At 70.5% G+C, this 17,897-nt stretch carries 19 protein-coding genes and 1 pseudogene; 13 read left to right on the top strand and 7 right to left on the bottom strand.

Features of this window, described 5'->3' with window-relative positions:
• The first annotated feature begins 387 nt into the window (after positions 1–387).
• Positions 388–942 (top strand): flavin reductase family protein, encoded by a 555-nt coding sequence (locus OG584_RS19400; protein WP_405779480.1) that lies wholly within the window; start codon positions 388–390, stop codon positions 940–942.
• Between the two features lie 246 nt (positions 943–1,188).
• On the opposite strand, the gene arfB is transcribed toward OG584_RS19400, so the two are convergent.
• The gene (arfB, locus tag OG584_RS19395) at positions 1,189–1,626 is read right to left on the bottom strand and encodes an alternative ribosome rescue aminoacyl-tRNA hydrolase ArfB (protein WP_405779478.1); all 438 of its coding nucleotides are present in this window, start codon (positions 1,624–1,626) and stop codon (positions 1,189–1,191) included.
• Between the two features lie 245 nt (positions 1,627–1,871).
• Between arfB and OG584_RS19390 the strand changes: the two genes are divergently transcribed.
• Positions 1,872–2,447: a TerD family protein gene (locus OG584_RS19390; RefSeq protein ID WP_266855589.1), complete on the top strand. Its 576-nt coding sequence runs from the start codon at positions 1,872–1,874 to the stop codon at positions 2,445–2,447.
• 48 nt (positions 2,448–2,495) lie between these two features.
• On the opposite strand, the gene OG584_RS19385 is transcribed toward OG584_RS19390, so the two are convergent.
• Together OG584_RS19385 and OG584_RS19380 are read right to left on the bottom strand one after the other, a co-directional pair.
• Positions 2,496–2,726 carry a hypothetical protein gene (locus tag OG584_RS19385; protein ID WP_405779476.1) on the bottom strand — a complete coding sequence of 77 codons (231 nt, stop codon included), beginning with the start codon at positions 2,724–2,726 and terminating at the stop codon, positions 2,496–2,498.
• Between the two features lie 46 nt (positions 2,727–2,772).
• Positions 2,773–2,961 (bottom strand): NAD(P)H-dependent oxidoreductase, encoded by a 189-nt coding sequence (locus OG584_RS19380; protein WP_405779474.1) that lies wholly within the window; start codon positions 2,959–2,961, stop codon positions 2,773–2,775.
• A gap of 308 nt (positions 2,962–3,269) precedes the next feature.
• Here OG584_RS19380 and OG584_RS19375 point away from each other — a divergent pair.
• The 5 genes and pseudogenes from OG584_RS19375 (at position 3,270) to OG584_RS19355 (ending at position 5,718) form a co-directional block, all read left to right on the top strand.
• Positions 3,270–4,115: pseudogene (locus OG584_RS19375) on the top strand (methyltransferase domain-containing protein).
• A gap of 124 nt (positions 4,116–4,239) precedes the next feature.
• The gene (locus OG584_RS19370) at positions 4,240–4,461 is read left to right on the top strand and encodes a hypothetical protein (RefSeq protein WP_405779473.1); all 222 of its coding nucleotides are present in this window, start codon (positions 4,240–4,242) and stop codon (positions 4,459–4,461) included.
• A 371-nt stretch (positions 4,462–4,832) separates the two neighbouring features.
• Positions 4,833–5,222, top strand: coding sequence for a hypothetical protein (locus tag OG584_RS19365; RefSeq protein WP_405779471.1), 390 nt, complete (start codon positions 4,833–4,835; stop codon positions 5,220–5,222).
• Between the two features lie 146 nt (positions 5,223–5,368).
• Positions 5,369–5,584: a DUF6177 family protein gene (locus OG584_RS19360; RefSeq protein WP_405779469.1), complete on the top strand. Its 216-nt coding sequence runs from the start codon at positions 5,369–5,371 to the stop codon at positions 5,582–5,584.
• Entirely contained in the window at positions 5,581–5,718 is a 138-nt protein-coding gene (locus OG584_RS19355) for a DUF6177 family protein (protein WP_405784153.1), read from the top strand. Before OG584_RS19360 ends, OG584_RS19355 begins: the two co-directional genes overlap by 4 nt.
• Positions 5,719–5,758: 40 nt before the next feature.
• Here OG584_RS19355 and OG584_RS19350 read toward each other — a convergent pair whose 3' ends face one another.
• On the bottom strand, positions 5,759–7,132 hold the full coding sequence (locus OG584_RS19350; protein WP_405784151.1) for a M1 family metallopeptidase: 1,374 nt from the start codon (positions 7,130–7,132) through the stop codon (positions 5,759–5,761).
• A 193-nt stretch (positions 7,133–7,325) separates the two neighbouring features.
• Here OG584_RS19350 and OG584_RS19345 point away from each other — a divergent pair, with 193 nt between their 5' ends.
• Entirely contained in the window at positions 7,326–7,823 is a 498-nt protein-coding gene (locus OG584_RS19345; protein WP_405779468.1) for a hypothetical protein, read from the top strand.
• Positions 7,824–8,217: 394 nt separating this feature from the next.
• Here the strand turns inward: OG584_RS19345 and OG584_RS19340 are convergent, their stop codons facing one another.
• A complete protein-coding gene (locus OG584_RS19340; protein WP_405779466.1) occupies positions 8,218–8,901 on the bottom strand; it encodes a pentapeptide repeat-containing protein in 684 nt (227 codons plus the stop codon).
• Positions 8,902–9,142: 241 nt separating this feature from the next.
• On the opposite strand from OG584_RS19340, the gene OG584_RS19335 reads away from it, so the two are divergent.
• Together OG584_RS19335 and OG584_RS19330 are read left to right on the top strand one after the other, a co-directional pair.
• Complete coding sequence (locus OG584_RS19335) at positions 9,143–10,303, top strand: FAD-dependent oxidoreductase (protein WP_405779465.1); 1,161 nt, start codon at positions 9,143–9,145, stop codon at positions 10,301–10,303.
• 239 nt (positions 10,304–10,542) lie between these two features.
• Positions 10,543–12,054, top strand: coding sequence for an MFS transporter (locus OG584_RS19330; protein ID WP_405779463.1), 1,512 nt, complete (start codon positions 10,543–10,545; stop codon positions 12,052–12,054).
• Between the two features lie 49 nt (positions 12,055–12,103).
• On the opposite strand, the gene OG584_RS19325 is transcribed toward OG584_RS19330, so the two are convergent.
• Both OG584_RS19325 and OG584_RS19320 read right to left on the bottom strand, forming a co-directional pair.
• Positions 12,104–12,574 (bottom strand): GNAT family N-acetyltransferase, encoded by a 471-nt coding sequence (locus OG584_RS19325; protein ID WP_405779462.1) that lies wholly within the window; start codon positions 12,572–12,574, stop codon positions 12,104–12,106.
• A 9-nt stretch (positions 12,575–12,583) separates the two neighbouring features.
• Positions 12,584–13,489: an aminoglycoside phosphotransferase family protein gene (locus OG584_RS19320; protein ID WP_405779461.1), complete on the bottom strand. Its 906-nt coding sequence runs from the start codon at positions 13,487–13,489 to the stop codon at positions 12,584–12,586.
• A gap of 123 nt (positions 13,490–13,612) precedes the next feature.
• Here OG584_RS19320 and OG584_RS19315 point away from each other — a divergent pair, with 123 nt between their 5' ends.
• The 3 genes from OG584_RS19315 to OG584_RS19305 all read left to right on the top strand — a co-directional run bounded on the left by OG584_RS19315 (position 13,613) and on the right by OG584_RS19305 (position 17,875).
• Positions 13,613–14,302, top strand: coding sequence for a rhomboid-like protein (locus tag OG584_RS19315; RefSeq protein ID WP_405779459.1), 690 nt, complete (start codon positions 13,613–13,615; stop codon positions 14,300–14,302).
• A 45-nt stretch (positions 14,303–14,347) separates the two neighbouring features.
• A complete protein-coding gene (locus OG584_RS19310) occupies positions 14,348–15,772 on the top strand; it encodes an NAD(P)/FAD-dependent oxidoreductase (protein ID WP_405779457.1) in 1,425 nt (474 codons plus the stop codon).
• A gap of 294 nt (positions 15,773–16,066) precedes the next feature.
• Positions 16,067–17,875, top strand: a complete 1,809-nt coding sequence (locus OG584_RS19305) for a hypothetical protein (protein WP_405779455.1) — start codon at positions 16,067–16,069, stop codon at positions 17,873–17,875.
• Positions 17,876–17,897: the final 22 nt, after the last annotated feature.

Genomic DNA, 17,897 nt, shown 5'->3' with positions numbered 1-17,897 from the left:
TGCAGTGTCTCTGCCACTGAATCACAGCGAGCTGTGCGTCAGGTACGCAGGGTCAACAATTTATGCCGGTCGTGACTCAAGTCACAACAGGGGATGAAGGGTTGAATGTGAATCAACCGGTCAGGCCTGCCGTTTCGCGGCCTTCGTCACCGCCCGTATCCGTATCCGTGCCGGGTCCGGGTCCGGCGCTTCTCACCGCGCGTGTCCGGCCGCCCCCGCCGCCGGGATGGCGTGGCGGTCACCGGTACGGCGTACGCCATGGCGGTCACCGGTACGGCGTAGCGGTCGCCGTGCCCGACTTCGCGGACAGGCCCAGGACAGGCTTAGGACTCGTCTGGTCCTGTGGCCCGATGCGGTCGTCCGGGGGCCGGGGCTAGCGTTCTTGATGTGTTCCAGACGATCCCCACCCCGCGCCCCGAGCCCATCCCCCATCCTGAGGGGGTGAGCAACGACGACTTCCGCGCCGCCATGTCCCGGCTGACCGCCGGCGTGGTGCTCGTGACGGCCCATGACGCGGACGGCGGCCCACGGGGCGCCGACGTCGGGATGACGGCGACCTCGTTCATGTCGGTGTCACTGGAACCGCCGCTGGCGATGGTGAGCGTACGGAACGGCTCCCGGATGGACGACCTGCTGGCGGAGCAGCCCTACTGGGCGGCCTCACTCCTGGCGGAGAGCCAGCGGCAGGTCGCGGGCCGGTTCGCGATGAAGGGCCGTATCAGCGACGACCTGCTGTTCGCCGATGTCCCGTTCAGCCGTGGCGAGGTGTCCGGGGCCCCGCTGATCGGGGGCGCACTGGCGACGCTGGAGTGTCTGACGGAGCAGCGGGTGGAGGCCGGGGACCACACGCTGGTGATCGGCCGCGTGCTGACTGCCGACCTGCCGGGCGGCGAGAGCAGCCCACTGACGTACTTCCGGGGCCGGTACCGGCACCTGGGCTGAGAGCGGCGTCCTGGCCGGGACGGCATCTGGACCGGAACGGCATCTGGGCCGAGACCGGCACCCGGGGCCGGGGCCGGCACCCGGGGCCGGGGCCGGCACCCGGGGCCGGGGCCGGCACCCGGGGCCGGGACGGGGTCCGGGCCAAGACCGGGTACGTCAGCCCCAGCCGGTACGGGAGCCCGCCCTCGGGTTCACCCCGGGTCAGTCCCAGCCCGTACGGGAGCCCGCCCTCGGGTTCACCCCGGGTCAGTCCCAGCCGCGCCCTGTCCGGCCCCGCTTGGTGTCGCTGCGCTGCTTCTTGTTGCGGAGCCGCCGCTCGTTGATCCCGCGGGGAATCTTCGTGGCCCGCCGGGGCTTCGGCGGTGGCGCCGTGGCCTCCGCGAGGAGCGACGCGAGCCGCACCGCCGCCATCTCCCGGTTGCGCCACTGCGACCGGTGCTCCGACGCCCGTACGGTGATCACCCCGCCGGCGAGCCGCGAGGCCAGCCGCTCCAGGGCGCGCTCCTTCCACACCGGTGGCAGCGCCTCCGTGTTCGCGAGGTCGAAGCGGAGCTCCACCTGCGTGTCACTGGTATTGACGTGCTGGCCGCCGGGTCCTGACGAGCGCGAGAAGCGCCACATGAGCTCGGCCTCCGGCAGGGAGACCGCACCACGGACGACATAGGGACCGGACATGTCATCCATGGTCGCTGGTCCGGACCGGCCCGTCACCCGTTTTTCCCCTGCGTCTCCCCCGCGGGCTCTCAACAGGCCGGGAAAAACACCGCGAAACGCCGGGGCCGACCGGGGTTCGCCGCCCACGGCGGAACACTTCGGGCAAAGAAAGTAAAGAGAGTTGGAACCTCCCGGTCCCCTGCCGACGTTATGCCCAGTAACGGTAGCGTCGTGACCACACGAAGCCCGCGTACAGAACGGAAAGGGACATCCCCATGGCTGTAAGCCTGTCCAAGGGCGGCAACGTCTCCCTCACCAAGGAGGCCCCGGGCCTGACCGCCGTCACGGTGGGCCTCGGCTGGGACGTCCGTACGACCACCGGCACCGACTTCGACCTCGACGCCTCGGCCATCGCGGTGAACACGGAGGGCAAGGTCTACTCCGACGGCCACTTCGTCTTCTTCAACAACAAGGCGACGCCGGACCAGACCATCGTGCACACCGGTGACAACGTCACGGGTCAGGGCGAGGGCGACGACGAGCAGATCAAGGTCAACCTGGCCGGTCTGCCCGCCGACATCGAGAAGATCGTCTTCCCGGTCTCGATCTACGACGCGGAGAACCGCTCGCAGAACTTCGGCCAGGTGCGGAATGCCTTCATCCGCATCATCAACCAGGCGGGCGAGGCCGAGATCGCCCGCTACGACCTGAGCGAGGACGCCGCCACCGAGACCGCCATGGTCTTCGGCGAGCTCTACCGCAACGGCGCGGAGTGGAAGTTCCGCGCGGTCGGCCAGGGGTACGCCTCGGGCCTGGTCGGTATCGCGCAGGACTTCGGCGTCACCGTCTGACGCCGGCTACCACCACGCGCTGAGCCCCTGGCGGTCGTCGCCCGGGGCTCAGCCCGTTCGACACCCGATCCGGTCGACCCGGCCCCCTGCTCCGACCTGCCCGGAGGCCAACGCGGTCACCCCGGCACGCGCCGCATCCAGCGAACTCGCGGCGGGCGGCCGGAAGCGAGCCAGATGCGGCACCGAGCCCGCCAAGGGCACCTCAGCGCTGACGATCTGTATCTCCGCCACACCGAGCCCGCCGAAGTACGCGCGCACCAGCGCGTCTGGAAGTCTCACGCCCCGCGCGGCGTGCCCGGACCGTAGGCCCCGCCCCGAGTACTGATCACCACGACCCGGGTCGTACGCGACAGGCTGTCCCCGGCGCCGGGTTCGGTGAGCGCAGCGGGGAACCTACCCGGTCCACCCACACCTCCAGCGCGGCGGGCACCGCGAAGTTGTATATCGGGGCGCCGACCAGGACAGTGTCGGCCCGACCAACGAGTCGTTCGACATGAGCACTGACTGCGAGCACCTGCGAGCACCTGCGAGCACCTGCGAGCACCTGCTGGTAACCGCCCCCGCTCTCAAAGGGGTTCGCCCGAGCCCCATAGGCTCCCGGTCAGGCATTCATGAGCACTCCGCAGTGCTGCTTCCACTGACCGGGAGGCTGTGAGGGCGATGCCGGACGGCACCGCCCTGCGTGGCGTGCCTGCTGCATGAACCGCGTTATGGCGCCGCCCGCATCGAGGGCCGCCACCGGTCCGTTCCTCCTGGGACGGCGCTCTCCTGAGCGCGCGTGCAGGCACGGTCCCCTCCCTTCACCGTTGCCAGGAGTGCCTTGTGCCTGTTTCGCTTCCCCCGGCCCTCGCATCGTTCCTCGATCTCCCGCTGCCCGACATGCGGCGCCTGTCTCCACTCCGAGGGCGGCGCACTGCGCTGCCCGGCGGGCCACACCTTCGACATCTCCCGCCATGGCTATGGCAGTCTCCTGACAGGCACCCGCGCCACCAGCGGCGACGACGCGGCCATGTCCCGTGCCCGGGACCGGTTCCTGGCCACCGGCAGGTACGGGCCGATACACCGGATCGTGGCTCACCTGGCGGTCAGCACCCTGTCCGGCAGAACACCGTGGTGGACGTCGGGTGCGGCACCGGCTACTACCTGGCAGGCGTCCTCGACCAGGCGCCCGATGCCCGCGGCCTGGGCCTCGACACCTCGGTGCGCGCCCTGCGCGCGACGGCCCGTGTCCACGAGCGGGCAGCTGCCGCGACCTGGGACGTCTTCCGCCCTCTCCCACTGGCCGACGGGGCGGCCGATGTTGTGCTGGACGTGTTCGCCCCACGCAACCCGGCCGAGTTTCACCGGGTGCTGCGCCCGGACGGTCGGCTGGTCGTATTGCGTCCCACCGGCCGACACTTGCTCGAACTGCGAAGCCAGGTGCCCGGCATGGTCGCGATCGACCCGTCCAAGGAATGCCGCCTGCACAAGGCGCTGAACCCTTTCTTCGAGGCGGTGGATACCGAGCTGGTCCAATACGTCACCCCACTGACCCGGCCGGAAGCCCTGGATCTGGTGGGGATGACGCCGAGCGCCCGCCATCTGAACGGCACGGACCTGGACGATCACAGCGCCGTGCCCGACCAGGTCACCGTCTCCGTACTGGCCACCGCCTACCGGCCCCGATGACCGCAACCAGGCGCACACGCCTGCCGACCGACAGAGAGACCGGCCAAGAGACCGACACATAGGCCGACGGACCGTGAGCACGCCCGGCGCCCTGCTTTACCGTCAACACGGTTGAGCAGGGCGTGTGTTCGGCAACCATCGCCAGGTCCCATCGAGGGAAGACATACCGGCCGCCGCACGGGGCACCGGACGTCTCCAGCCCGAAGGCACCCGCCTGGACATAGACGAGGGCACGGTCGTCCGTCCGAACGGAACCACCGCTCGCCTCCCCGATCACATCATCGACGGCCACATCCTGAAGGGCGAGATGAAGTACGTGGCGAACGGTGCCAGGACTAGGCACTAAATTTCTGCCCCGACGGAATTGTGAACGAAAACACAATAGCCACCAAGATCTTGAGGGTCGATCACCGCGCTGGACTCAGTGAAGGCCAGATAGAGTTGAGGGAAAATGATCATTCCCACACACGGGCGCCGAAGCAGAAAAGGAGCACATTTTTCCGCAGGACTGAACGGAACGAGATGCGCGGCGTGCAGCCACCAAAGGAGTCCGATGCAGTCGATCCCAGTGCGTTCGGACGGAAGGGACACCACAAGGGACCTGGATCGAGGGCTACTTCGATTCAATCACGAGCGACGCAAAGACGCATACCCGGTGATGCCCATGGAAAGAGGAATTTAGCGTTGCCCATCAGTACCGCGTACTTCACTGAAGACATGCACGAGACTCCCGAATTCAACGGCCCCGACTCTTTGACGATTATGGGTCAATGGGTAACGGGCGACATCCAGCTTTCTCCCTACTCTGTCCTCGATGCGTTGGACCTTGTCCTCGCTGCTAAGAACAACGCGAACCAAGAATTCGTACACTTCGATGGAAATTCCTACAACGCCAACATCGGCCCTTCGGGAGTAGTCATTGAGAATCTATTCGTTGAAGAAGTTCGTGGCGAATACTCTCTCGCTGAGACTCAGATGATGTTGCTCGACTTCTGGGACTACTGTAGTCAAGCAGTCGCAGACGAGGTTGACAGCTGGCGTCGGCAGTTCATGAGCGACCACCACGGCAGGGATCCGCTCGCCGGTCTTCGCGCACCGTTGGACTGAGCGTCATCATCCGATGACGGCTTCATGACGGCTTCTACGCCACAGCGCAGCTGCCCTGCCGGGGCATCCTCGCCCGGCAGGGCCACCGGTACCAACTCGTCCGGCCACTGCGCGCCGCGCTGACCGGCCACCCCAACCGGTGGGTCGTGCAAGACCCTGAGTGCGGTTACTACGACGGTCTCTCCGGAGCCGTACTGCGCTGGCAGGACGGCACCTTCGCCCCCGCCCACACCACCTCGGGAACGGGCGACAGCCCGGTCGCCGGGGCCTTCGCCGAGACCACCGGCGGTGGTGAGCGCCAGCTCGTCGTCGCCTTCCGTGTACTGCGCGAGCCCGAACCCACGCCCGCCGCCCGCCACTGAGCCTGCGGCCCCTTCCGCTGGGACCGTCGGCCCGTCCCGCGCTGCACTATCCCCTCGGAGACGGCACCGACGCCCGCGCCTGGTCGTTCCTCCAGCAGCTCAGCGACCATCTGGGAGCCGTGGAACGGGTCTGACCCGCCGCACGTGTGCGGGGCCGGTGCCAGGCCGGCGGCGCTACCGCTTGTCCGGCGCGGGCGCCGGCCTGGCGGGCTTGTCCTTGCCGTGGAGCCAGGTCTTCCAGACGGGGCTCAGGTCCTTACCGGTCTTCCTGTCCGCGTACCGCGTGAAATCCGCCGTCGTGGCGTTGCCGTACCGGTGGTCCTTGACCCAGCCCCGCACCAGGGCGAAGAACGCGTCGTCGCCGACCGTCCGGCGGATCATCTGCAGCACCATCGCCCCGCGCCCGTAGACCGGCGAGGCCGAGATCTCCTTCGGGCCCGGCGGGTCGGCCGGCGGGAAGTCCCAGTTGGCATCCGAGTCGTACGCATCGTCGAAGTGGTCCTGGATGCTCTCGCCGCCGTGGTCCGCGTCCCACAGCCAGGCCGCGTACGTCGCGAAGCCCTCGTTCAGCCACATGTCCCGCCAGGACGCGGGGGTGACCGAGTCGCCGAACCACTGGTGGGACAGCTCGTGGACCAGCGTCGAGAGACTTGCCTGGTCGCCCGGGAGCACCGGCTTGGTCTGGGTCTCCAGGGAGTAGCCCGCGGCCCCGGCCGGGGCGATGACGGCACCCGCCGATCCGAAGGGGTACGGGCCGAACTTCTTGCTCTCCCAGGCGATGACCTCGGGGACCCGGGCCACCACGGACGCGCTGCTCTTCTCCTCCGACGGCGCGACCGCTGTGAACACCGGCAACCCGGACGGCGTGGTGAAGGAGTGGGTCTTGTACGGGCCGATCGCCAGCATCGCGAGATAGCTCGCCATCGGCTCGGCGGTGTGCCAGTGGAAGGTGGTGCGTCCCCCGCTGGTCCGCCGCGACGTCAGCCGCCCGTTCGAAACGGCCTGGAGCCCGGCCGGGACGGTGGCCGCGATGTCGTACGTCGCCTTGTCGGACGGGTGGTTGTTGCCGGGGAACCAGGCCATCGAGCCGGTCGGCTCCCCGAGGGCGAGCGCGCCGCCGTGGTCAGGGAGCCAGCCCTCCTGCGATGCGTCCGGGTCGGTGATCGTCCTCGGCTTGCCCGAGTAGCGGACAACGGTACGGAAGGTGGCGCCCCGCTCCAGGTCGTGGTGCGGGCGGATGGTCAGTTCGGTACCGGCACGGTTGGCGGGGGCGTAGGCGCCGTCGACGGTCGCGCCCTGCACGGTCATCCCCGCGAAGTCCAGACTGAACGCGGACAGGTCCTGCGTAGCGCGGGCGGTGATGTCCGCGGCGCCCGTGAGGCGGCCGGAGCCGGGGTCGTAGGCGAGGGTGAGGCTGTAGTGGCGGACGTCGTAGCCGCCGTTGCCGAGCCGGGGGAAGTACGGGTCGGGGTCGCGCAGCCGGTCGCCGCCCGGCGTTCCGTGCACGCCCCCGCCGCAGGCCGAGAGGGCCAGCAGGGCGGCCGCCATCGCTGCGGGTACGGCTGTACGGCGTCGGCGCTGGTCCACGGCTCGATCTTATGAGCGAGAGGGCGAGGACGGCGCGCCGAGGGCACCCGGAGGGCGTGAGCACGTCGCGGGCTGTCCCACGGGGCGGGCCGGGACGGCTCCTGCCGGTCCGGGGGCGGTGCCCCGGTTCGCCCGCCCGTGACACCATCGACCCGTGCTCGACATCGGCTACTCCCTCTCCCGACGCTTCCCGGACCCCCCGCAGACCGACTACCGCCGTGCGGATGTCCGCTCGCTGCGGCACGACCTCTTCTGCGGTGACGTCTATCTCGCCGACACCAAGGCGGACCGTGAGGTGTCCACGGCCTGGGGATGGGTCCCGGTGCTCGACTTCGCCTGGGCGCTCTGCGACATCGTCGAGCAGCTCGACCGGGACCCGCGCGGCAACCGCGCGTCGCGGCCGCAGCACGCTGAGCTGGACTTCACGGAGTCGGCGGACCGGATGTTCTTCGAGCGGCGGTTCGGCTGGGTGGATGTGGCCGCCGACTGGATGACGGTGGAGGAGGATCCGCTGACGTTCGGGCACAAGGTGCTGCGCCGGGAGGCGCGGGACTTTCTGCACGACCTGATCGCGGATCTGGGGGACATGCATGAGGGCCTCGCGGACAACCCGGTGATCTGGGACCTGCAGGGACGCTTCCCGCGGGTGTAGTGGGCCGGGTCCGGAGCGCAGACCCCGATCGCAGACCCCGATCGGAGGCCCGGAACGGAGGCCCGGAACGGAGGCCGGGAACGGTCCGGGCCAGGGTTCGGAAAGGGCCGGGGCAGGAGCTTGGATTTGGATCAGCGGCTCGGAGCAGGGGCTCGGGGCCGGGACTCGGAGCAGGGCCGGGATCCGGAGCAGACCGGTCCTGAGCAGGCTCGCGGGACGGGGACGGGGAGCAGACCGGTCCTGAGCACGGCCGGGATCCGGAGCGGAGCCAGCGTTCGCACCTGGGGTCCGGGTCCGCCGCGGAGGCCGGGTTCCGGAACAGACCAGGTCCCGAGCAGGCCGGGCCCCGAACAGGCCGGGCCCGGTGCGGAGCCGGAGTCCGTCCCGGTGGCGCCTACTCGCCCGGGGCCGCGACCCGTACCCCGATCTGGGTTGCGAACGCCGGTGCCAGGGAGAGAAGTTGGGCCGGGCTGATGACCGCGCCCTCCAGACGCTCGACACCCCGGGAGATGTCCAGCGCGGAGACCGTTCGCAGGTCGACGTCCTTCAGCCGTACGCCGCTGAAGTCCACCCCGCGCAGGGTGCATCCCACGAACTCCACCCGCTCCAGCCGGGCCGACCCGAAGTCCGGTTCCGTCAGGACGCAGCTCTCGAAGACGACGTCCTTCAGCCGCGCCTCCCTCAGGTTCAGATAGTCGATCTTCCCGCCGCGCACCACCACCCTTTCCAGTACGGCCCCGTGCATCTGGACGCCGCCGAGCCGCGCGTCCACCACCTCGACATCGCGGAGGGACGCCTCCGCGAGATTCGTGCCCACTCCTCGCGCCCCGGTCAGGACCGTGTCGATGAAACGGGCCCGCACCAGCTCCGTCGTCTCCAGTACACACTCGCTGAGTGAGCAGTCCATGAAGCGGGCCCCGCGGCCCGACTGTCCTGTGAAGTCCTCGCCGGTGAACTCCAGTCCGTCGTAGTCACCATCGGGCTCCAGACCCCGCCCGGTGTAGGGGCTGAGTGGCGGAAGCCGCACCTCCGGCCGCCGCACCTGTGGAGTTCTCTTCGTGCCGTTCCGTGCTGCCATGCCTTCATGGTGACCCACACCACTGACATCGAACCTTCTCCGATGTCACATCTGCGTCTTCTCCATCCGTCCTGATGACAGAGAGCGTCCGAAAAAGAGCGTGTGCCCTCCGGAACAGACACAGGACAGGACAGCCGGACAGCAGAACGGACAGCAGGACGGCGGCGGGGGCGGCGTGCCCGGCCGGGCACCCGGACGCCCGAAGCGGACAGGAAGAACCGGACAGGAAGAGGGGACGACCATGCACCGCATCACCGTCGTCGGCGGGGGTTTCGCCGGGCTAACCGCCGCCATCACCGCGGCCGAGTCGGGCGCCACGGTCACACTGCACGAGGCCCACCACACCCTGGGCGGCCGGTCCCGTACGGCCGATGGCCCGTACCGCACGAACGAGGGGCCGCACGCGCTCTACCGCGGTGGCCCGCACTGGTCCTGGCTCAAACAGCACGGGCTGCTGGAGCCGATCGCCGCCGTACCCGCGCTGGAGGCCGGCCGGCTGCGGTTCCACCGCGGCGGGAAGCTGCACAGAACACCCCCACTGGCTCTGCTCAGGCTGACCCGGCGCCCGGCCGGACAGGCCCCCGTGGGCCAGGACTTCCTCTCCTGGGCCACCTCCCAGGTCGGTGAGACGGGGGCCCGCGCCGCCGCCCACTACGCAGCGGTCGCCCTCTACCACCACGACCCGGGCTCGCTGTCCGCAGCGTTCGTCCACGCGCGGCTGCGCCGGGCCGCCTCGCTGCCGCCCGAGGCACACTTCGTACGGGGCGGCTGGGGCGCGCTCGTCGACCGGATGGCCGCCCGCGCCCGGGAGCTCGGTGTACGGATCGAGACGGGGTCCCACCTCACCGAACTGCCCGCAACGGAGGGGCCGGTGATCGTCGCGACCTCGCTGGACGCGGCCCGGATCCTGCTCGGCGACCACAGCCTGCACTGGCCCAGCGGCCGTACGACCCTGGTCGATGTCGCACTCAGGACCAGGCGCGGCGACGCCTGGGTGATCTCCGACCTCGACGCCCCCGGCTGGATCGAACGCTTCACCGCCCAGGACCCCACCCTGGCTCCGGCGGGCGAGCAACTGATCCAGGGGCAACTTCCGATCGCGCCGGACGAGTCGAAGACGGACGGCGCAGCCCACGCGGAGCGCCTGTTCGATCTGGGCTTCCCCGGCTGGCGCGAACGCCTCACCTGGCGCCGGTCGTCCGTCGCGGCAGGGCGGACGGGTGCGGTCGACCCGCCCGGCACCACCTGGCGCGACCGGCCCGCCATCCGGCGCGGCGACGGGGTGTTCCTCGCGGGCGATCAGACCGCCGCGCCGGGTGCGCTCGCCGAGGTCTCCTTCAACAGCGCGCTGGAGGCCGCCAGCCTGGCCTTGACCTCAAGTGGAGTCGAAGTTGCGCGGTAGCCCCATGAGAGCGATTCGACTGCACACCCACGGGCCCGCCGAGTGCACACCCCCGGGCCCGTCGAGAACCTCACGTACGAGACCGTCACCGACCCGGCGGAACCCGCCCCGGGGCAGGTCCGCACCGCCGTCGCGGCAGCCTGCGTCCACCTCCTGGACGGCTCCCCTGAGCGGGCGACGGCCCTCGCCTCAGCCACCGGCAAGAAGCGAACCCGGACATTCTGTGATCCTCTGGACAGATGAGCGAGCCGGCGATAACCACTCCGGAGCCCACCCCCGACCAGCCCGACCCCCACCGCTGGTGGGGGCTGGGCGTCATCGCGCTGGCGCAGCTGATGGTGGTGCTCGACGCCACCATCGTGAACATCGCCCTGCCGTCGGCGCAGCACGACCTCCACCTCACCAACGGCAACCGCCAGTGGGTCATCACCGCCTACACCCTGGCCTTCGGCGGACTGCTGCTGCTCGGTGGCCGCGTGGCCGACCTGGTCGGGCGCAAGCGCACCTTCGTCATCGGCCTCATCGGCTTCGCCGCCGCCTCGGCGCTCGGCGGCGCCGCGGTGAACGGCACGATGCTCTTCGCCGCACGTGCCCTCCAGGGCGCGTTCGCCGCTCTCCTCGCGCCGTCCGCCCTCTCCCTCCTCACCACGACCTTCTCGGAGGGCAGGGAGCGCGCCAAGGCCTTCGGCATCTACGGCGCCATCGCGGGCGCGGGTGCCGCCATCGGGCTGCTCCTCGGCGGTGTCCTCACCGAGTTCCTCGACTGGCGCTGGTGCCTGTACGTCAACGTACCCATCGCCGCCCTCACCGTCTTCGGAGCCTTCGCGCTGCTCAGTGACCGGCAGGGGCAGAAGGAGAGCCACCTCGACATCCCGGGCGCGATCCTGGGCTGCGGCGGCCTCGTCGCGATCGTCTACGCCATGAGCGAGGCCGAGTCGCACGGCTGGTCCTCGGCCCTGGTCGTCAGCCTGCTCATCGCCGGCGCCGCACTGCTCGCCGTCTTCGCCTGGTGGCAGTCGCGCGCCGAGCACCCCATGCTGCCGCTGCACATCGTCCGCAACCGCAACCGCGGCGGCTCGATGATCACCATGGCGCTGGCGACGCTGGCCATGTTCGGACTCTTCCTCTTCCTGACGTACTACCTCCAGAACATCCTCGGCTACAGCCCGCTGCGGGCCGGTGTCGCCTACCTCCCGATGTCCGCGATGATCATCATCGCCTCGACCCAGATCTCGGCCCGGCTGCTGCACTTCGTGCCGCCGCGGATGCTGATGGCACCCGGAATGCTGATCGGCGCGGGCGGGCTCTTCGCCCTGACGTTCATCGGGACGCACTCCAACTACGTCGAGCACATCCTGCCGGGCACCATGCTGCTCGGGCTCGGCATGGGCCTGGTCTTCATGCCGGTGATGGCGACGGCCACGTCGGGGGTGGCGCCGCAGGACTCGGGCGTGACATCGGCGACGGTCAACACGGCGCAGCAGGTGGGTGGATCCATCGGTACGTCACTGCTCAACACGATCGCGACGACCACCACGGCGAGCTACCTCACCAGCCACCTGCGGCACGGCATCAGCAAGGCCCAGGAGGCGGCGCTCTCGAAGACCGCCGTGGTGCACGGATTCAACATCGCGACGGCGTGGGCGGCCGGCTTCATGGTGGTGGGCTGTGTGATCGCCTTCCTCATGGTGAACGCCCGCGCACCGCGCCGGAACGAGGAGACGGCCGAGGCCGGCGTCATCCCGGGCTGAGGGGGGCCGGGCCGGACGCACTCGCGCTGTCCGGCCCGCCCTCACCGGGTCACGCGCCCAGCTCGGCCAGCGCGTCGTCGGTGAGCCGGTAGACCGTCCACTCGTCCTGCGGCCGGGCGCCCAGCGCCTCGTAGAACCTGATCGACGGCTCGTTCCAGTTGAGCACGGACCACTCCAGCCGCTCGTACCCACGCTCCACGCAGGTCCGCGCCAGCTCGGTCAGCAGGGCCTTGCCGTACCCGCCGCCGCGCAGTCCCGGGCGTACGTAGAGATCCTCCAGGTAGATCCCGTGGACCCCGCGCCACGTCGAGAAGTTGAGGAACCACAGAGCGAACCCGGCCGGCTCCCCCTGCGGCGTCTCGGCGATGAACGCGAACGCCGCAGGGCGCTCGCCGAACAGCGCCTCGTGCAGCTGCGCCTCGGTGGCGCGTGCTTCGTCCAGGGCCTTCTCGTACTCGGCGAGCTCACGGACCATCGCGTGGATGACGGGAACATCGGCGGCTGTGGCATTGCGAATCATGGACGCACACTAACCAACGGCCCCCGGCGCCAGCAGCGTGCGGGCGATCTCCGCCATCTCGGGGCTCAACCGCCGGCTGCCGCGGTCCACCACGTCCCAGACGCTGTTCTGCAGGACGCGTCCCAGCGTCCAGGCCCGCGCCCGCTCGCGGTCCCCCGCCATCCCGAGTGCGTCCGTCATCAGGTCGAACCGCCGCAGCAGTCCGCCCTCCCCGAAGCGGTTCCAGAGCGCGGGCAGCAGCTCGAACCCCGGGTCGCCCGCGAGCGGTTTCGGGTCGATGGCCAGCCAGGGCTCACGCCCGGCCGCCAGGACGTTCCCGAAATGCAGGTCCCAGTGGAGCAGCCGGTCCCCCGGCTCGCCCGCCACCTCACGTACGGCCGCGCCGCAGCTCTTCAGGAGCCGCCTGTCCTCCTCGTCCGGCAGTGCCTCGGCGGCGGCCGGTACGCGGCCCAGCATCCGGGCCGCGATGTCCCCGAGCTGCCGGGTCCCCTCCGGTGCCGGCACGGACGTCAGCCGCGCGAGCAGCCCCGCGATGACCTCGGTCGCCGCCAGCACGTCCGGTACGGACGACAGCGGCCTGGCCTCGTCGAGCCGCTCCAGGAGCATGGTTCCGCTCACCGGATCGTGGTCCAGCAGCCGTACGGCGCCCCGGCCGCCCCAGGCCCGCAGCGCGAACGGCTCCCCCACGGTCTCGGCGTCCACGTCCTGCAGCTTCAGCGCGGCCCGCACCCCGTCGGCCTTGCGCACCACGGGCAGGACGACCGCGACGTGTCCGCGCATCGGCGGCCCCTCCTGGCCCAGCCCCCAGCGTTCCAGGAACTCCCCGGCACGGCCCACCGCGCCGGCGCCGTCGCCCACCGGCTCGCTCACGTCGCTCCCCCGCTCCCCCACGCCGTCACCGCCTCGCTCCTTCATCCGGCTGCTCGCTGCTCCGTGCGTACCGCTCCTGTTGCCCGCCCCTCGTGAGCCAGGTTCCGCCCCGCTCCGTCACGGCGCGTGCCCCGGCGGCCCGGGGCGCGAACCAGCAGAATCGGGCGCATGAAACGCGCCCTCCACGCCGTCGTCTCCTACATCCGCAGCGCACCGGGCACCTACGTCTGGCTCCTCATTCTCTTCTTCACCACCATCGCGCTGCACCAGATGTCACCGGAGTTCGAGCGGGCCTTCCTCGGCAGGCGCTCCACCAATATCCATGAACTGTCCACCCACCCCGTCCGGGTGCTGATCCAGAGTGCGATGTACATCGACGGTGGCGGCTGGATCTCGTACGCCGTGCTCTACACCGTCTTCCACGCGCAGGCCGAACGCTGGCTCGGCACACTGCGCTGGCTGGCTGTCGCCGTCCTCTCGCACGTTCTCGCCTCCTTCATCAGCGAGGGCGCCCTGCTCTGGGCGATCCGCCACGGCCGGGCCCCCGAATCGGCGGCCCACACCCTCGATGTGGGGGTGAGCTACGCGCTCGCCGGGGTGGTCGCCGTACTGACCTACCGGATCGCGAGGCCCTGGCGATACCTCTATCTGCTCGGTGTCATCGCGGTCTTCGCCCCGCCACTGATCACCGACCGCACCTTCACGGACCTGGGCCACTTCACCTCGGTCCTCATCGGCCTCGCCTGCTATCCGCTGACCCGGGGCATCGGCGGCCCCCCGTGGAACCCGATGAGCCTGCTGGTGTCACTGCGGCGCTACGCTCCCGGCAACCGCCGGAGGAACACCGAACGGCCCTGATCAAGCGGTCCGATCCGGCGGACCGGTCCAGAAGGCAGAGGTCCCATGAGCTCCACCGGCAGTGGCACAGGCAACGGCACCGTAAACGGCGGCATATCGTTCTGGTACGCGGACCGGGGGACCCCCCTCGCACGCGAGCCCCTGCCGGGCGACGCGAGTGCCGACGTGGTCATCGTCGGCGGCGGGTACACCGGGCTGTGGACGGCGTACTACCTCAAGAAGGCCGTCCCGTTCCTCAACATCACCGTTCTGGAAGCCAGGTTCTGCGGCTACGGCGCCTCCGGCCGCAACGGCGGCTGGCTGTACAACGGCATCGCGGGCCGCGACCGGTACGCCAAGCTCCACGGGCACGAAGCGGCCGTCCGACTCCAGCAGGCCATGAACGACACCGTCGCCGAAGTCGTCAAGACCGCCGCCGACGAGTCGATCGACGCCGACATCCAGCAGGGCGGCGTTCTCGAAGTCGCCTACACACCAGCACAGTTGCGAAGGCTCAAGGACTTCCACTCGGTCGAGATCGCCTTCGGTGAAACGGACCGCTCCCTGCACGGCGCCCGCGAGACCGCCGAGCGGATCCGGGTCACGGGGGCCGTCGGTTCCACCTGGACCCCGCACGGCGCCCGGCTGAACCCGGCGAAACTGGTGCAGGGCCTGGCGGAGACGGTGGAAGCGCTCGGTGTCACGCTCCACGAGTCGACGCCGGTCACCGAAATCCGGCCCAAGCACGCGGTCACCCCGTACGGAACGGTCCGCGCGCCCTACATCCTGCGCTGCACCGAGGGATACACGGCCGGGCTCAAGGGTGCCCGTCGCAGCTGGCTCCCGATGAACTCCTCGATGATCGCCACCGAACCGCTGCCGCAGGCCGTCTGGGACACCATCGGCTGGGAGGGCGGCGAGACGCTCGGCGACATGGCGCACGCGTACATGTACGCGCAGCGCACCGCTGACGGCCGGATCGCGCTCGGCGGACGCGGCGTCCCCTACCTCTTCGGCTCGCGGGCCGCCCGCTCCGACCGCGCCGGGCGCACCGAGCCCGCCACCATCGACGCGCTGCGCGAGATCCTGGTCCGCTTCTTCCCGGCCACGGCGGGCGTACGGATCGACCACGCCTGGTCCGGGGTGCTCGGCGTCCCGCGCGACTGGTGCGCCACGGTCACGCTTGACCGTTCGACGGGCCTCGGCTGGGCGGGCGGCTACGTCGGCTCGGGCGTGGCCACCGCCAACCTCGCCGCCCGTACGCTGCGCGACCTGATCCAGCAGGACTCCGGCCAGTCGGGCCCGACCGACCTCACCTCGCTTCCCTGGGTGAACCACAAGGTCCGCAACTGGGAGCCCGAGCCGCTGCGCTGGCTGGGGGTCCACGGGATGTACCGGGCGTACCGTGCTGCGGACGCGCGCGAACTGTCCGCCCGCAGCACGGCCACCGACCGGATCGCCACGTTCGCGGACCGGATCGCGGGGCGCTGAGTTCACGGCGCATGCCCCGGCTCCCTCCGGCGAGTCTCAAGTCCGTCCGCACGCAAGGTAATCGGTAGTTCACGGTCCGCCCGTCCGTGGTAGATACACAGCAGGCACAAAGCTTCGGTGTCCGGCATTCAGCATTCCGGCATTCAGCATTCCGGTGTCCGGCCGTCGGCCGCTGGACGGCAGGCGTCGCGTCGATGCCCGGCAACTGGCCGCCGCTGTTGTGCTGTTGGTGTTTCACAGTGACGGCCTCCCGGCGCCCAGAGCCGGAAGGCCGGCGACCGGGGGGTATGCGGCATGTCCGGAGATCAGCAGGACGGGGCGGCCAGAGGCGGCGCGTCCGGCAGTGGTGACGGCGCCGAAGGGCCGGAGTCCTCGGCCGGGTTCGGGCCGCCCGAGGTGCTGGGGGCCTCCGGCGGCTTCGGCGGACACGGCGGAGCGGATACGCCGGGCGGAGGCGGCACCGGAGGGTTCGGGCCGCCGCCTCCGCCCGGCGGTCCGGGAGCGTACGGGGGATACGGGGCGTACGGCGCCTACGACGCGACACCCGTGCCCCCGATGCCCGCCGTACCGCCCGCACCACCGACCCCGCCCGCCCCGGCGGACCCGCTGCGGGCCTTGGCGGTGGCGTTGCTCAACCTCAGCGGCCTGGGCCTCGGTTATCTGCTGCTCAGGCGCCGGCTCGCGACGGCCGTGTGCTGGGTGGCAACGGGTGCCCTGCTGGCGGTCGCCCTGCCCGCCGACCCGGACGGCGTGCCCGGCGGCGCGGTCGTCGCGTATCTCGCCCTCCTGGTCCTGGCCGCGGCCCATGGCGCGTACCGGGGCCTGCGGCACAGCCTCATGTGGCCTCCGCGTGCACCGGTCGCGATCGCGCTCGGCCTGGTGCTGCTGGCCGCGCCCGTGGGAGGTGCGGTCCTGTACGGCGGGGCGCGCGACGAGGCCACCCAGAAGATGCTCCTCGACCGGCTCGCCACAGCCGACCAGCTGGTCGCACAGGCGAAGTCGCAGCCGTTCAGCGCGGCGCGGACGTCCTACCGCGAGGCCCTCACCGCGTACCACGACCTCGACGCCCACCACTCGGACTCCCGTGCCGCCCACCGCGTCCCGGCCTCGCTGAAGACGTACTACGAGACGGTCGGCGCACCGTTCGAAGCGAAGAAGTACTGCGACGCCGTCGAACCGCTCACGTACCTGCGGACGGTGCCCGCCACGTACGGCAGGAAGCGGCTGGGCGCACTGGCCGCCTGGCCGGACGACAGGCTCGCCACCTCCCTGTACGAGTGCGGGGTGACCGGCCTCGGTACCGGGAAGGACGTCGTGTCCCCGAGCGGGAACCTCGGCGAACTGCTCACCACCTTCCCCGCGTCCCAGCAGGCCGCGAAGGTGGAGCCGGCCGTCAGCTCCGAGATCGACAAGGCGGCGGGGGGTCTGAAGGGCGGCGAGCCGTGCGCGGCCAACGAGCGCCTGAAGATCCTCCAGGGCCAGGCCGTCGGACTGCCGGGCAAGGAGGCGGGTGTGGACGGCGCCCTGACCGACGCCCTGCGCAAGGACGCCGCCACCGCCGGGCAGCAGGTGCGGTCGGGGACGTACGCCTGCGGTCTCGACGAGTACAGGGACGGCGACTTCGACGGCGCGCAGAAGACGCTGACCGACTTCGCGAGCGCCTACCGGAGCGACAAGAACCGCGCACGCGCGCAGAAGATCGCCATAGCCGCGGAGATCGCCCGGAGCGAGACCGCGGCCGGCAAGCACCTGCCGTCGATGTCCTCCGGCGGCAGCATCCCGGTCACGATCAGCAACGACAGCCCGGACGAGGTCGAGATCCTGTACACGGGGCCCGTCACCGGAAGCTTCAAACTCAAGGGGTGCAAGGGCTGTTCGGCCTACTCCAGCGACGCGACCGCGCAGCTCAGCGCCTGCAAGGGCGGCAAGAGCTACCCGAAGCGGACCATCTCGCTGCCGCCCGGCACCACGTACTTCCTGCACAAGTCCCTGAACAGCTCGACCACCAGCTCGGGCAGCAACGCGGCGAAGATCCAGCCGGGTTACCGGTACACGGAGTGCGCGTACGTGGTGCAGAGCATCGGGTCGGGCTACACGTCCTGACCTGCCACCCCGGGCGGCGCCG

The sequence above is a fragment of the Streptomyces sp. NBC_00859 genome (assembly GCF_045161865.1).
Lineage (GTDB): Bacteria > Actinomycetota > Actinomycetes > Streptomycetales > Streptomycetaceae > Streptomyces.
Note: the sequence above shows the minus strand (reverse complement) of the source record. Positions and strands in the feature narration are given on the sequence as shown.

Excerpts from the sequence above, each read along its gene's own strand:
- arfB (WP_405779478.1), bottom strand. The coding sequence starts at position 1,626 with ATGGATGACATGTCCGGTCCCTATGTCGTCCGTGGTGCGGTCTCCCTG.
- OG584_RS19390 (WP_266855589.1), top strand. The coding sequence starts at position 1,872 with ATGGCTGTAAGCCTGTCCAAGGGCGGCAACGTCTCCCTCACCAAGGAG.
- OG584_RS19365 (WP_405779471.1), top strand. The coding sequence starts at position 4,833 with ATGCACGAGACTCCCGAATTCAACGGCCCCGACTCTTTGACGATTATG.
- OG584_RS19350 (WP_405784151.1), bottom strand. The coding sequence starts at position 7,132 with ATGGCGGCCGCCCTGCTGGCCCTCTCGGCCTGCGGCGGGGGCGTGCAC.
- OG584_RS19340 (WP_405779466.1), bottom strand. The coding sequence starts at position 8,901 with ATGGCAGCACGGAACGGCACGAAGAGAACTCCACAGGTGCGGCGGCCG.
- OG584_RS19335 (WP_405779465.1), top strand. The coding sequence starts at position 9,143 with ATGCACCGCATCACCGTCGTCGGCGGGGGTTTCGCCGGGCTAACCGCC.
- OG584_RS19330 (WP_405779463.1), top strand. The coding sequence starts at position 10,543 with ATGAGCGAGCCGGCGATAACCACTCCGGAGCCCACCCCCGACCAGCCC.
- OG584_RS19325 (WP_405779462.1), bottom strand. The coding sequence starts at position 12,574 with ATGATTCGCAATGCCACAGCCGCCGATGTTCCCGTCATCCACGCGATG.
- OG584_RS19320 (WP_405779461.1), bottom strand. The coding sequence starts at position 13,489 with ATGAAGGAGCGAGGCGGTGACGGCGTGGGGGAGCGGGGGAGCGACGTG.
- OG584_RS19315 (WP_405779459.1), top strand. The coding sequence starts at position 13,613 with ATGAAACGCGCCCTCCACGCCGTCGTCTCCTACATCCGCAGCGCACCG.
- OG584_RS19310 (WP_405779457.1), top strand. The coding sequence starts at position 14,348 with ATGAGCTCCACCGGCAGTGGCACAGGCAACGGCACCGTAAACGGCGGC.
- OG584_RS19305 (WP_405779455.1), top strand. The coding sequence starts at position 16,067 with ATGTCCGGAGATCAGCAGGACGGGGCGGCCAGAGGCGGCGCGTCCGGC.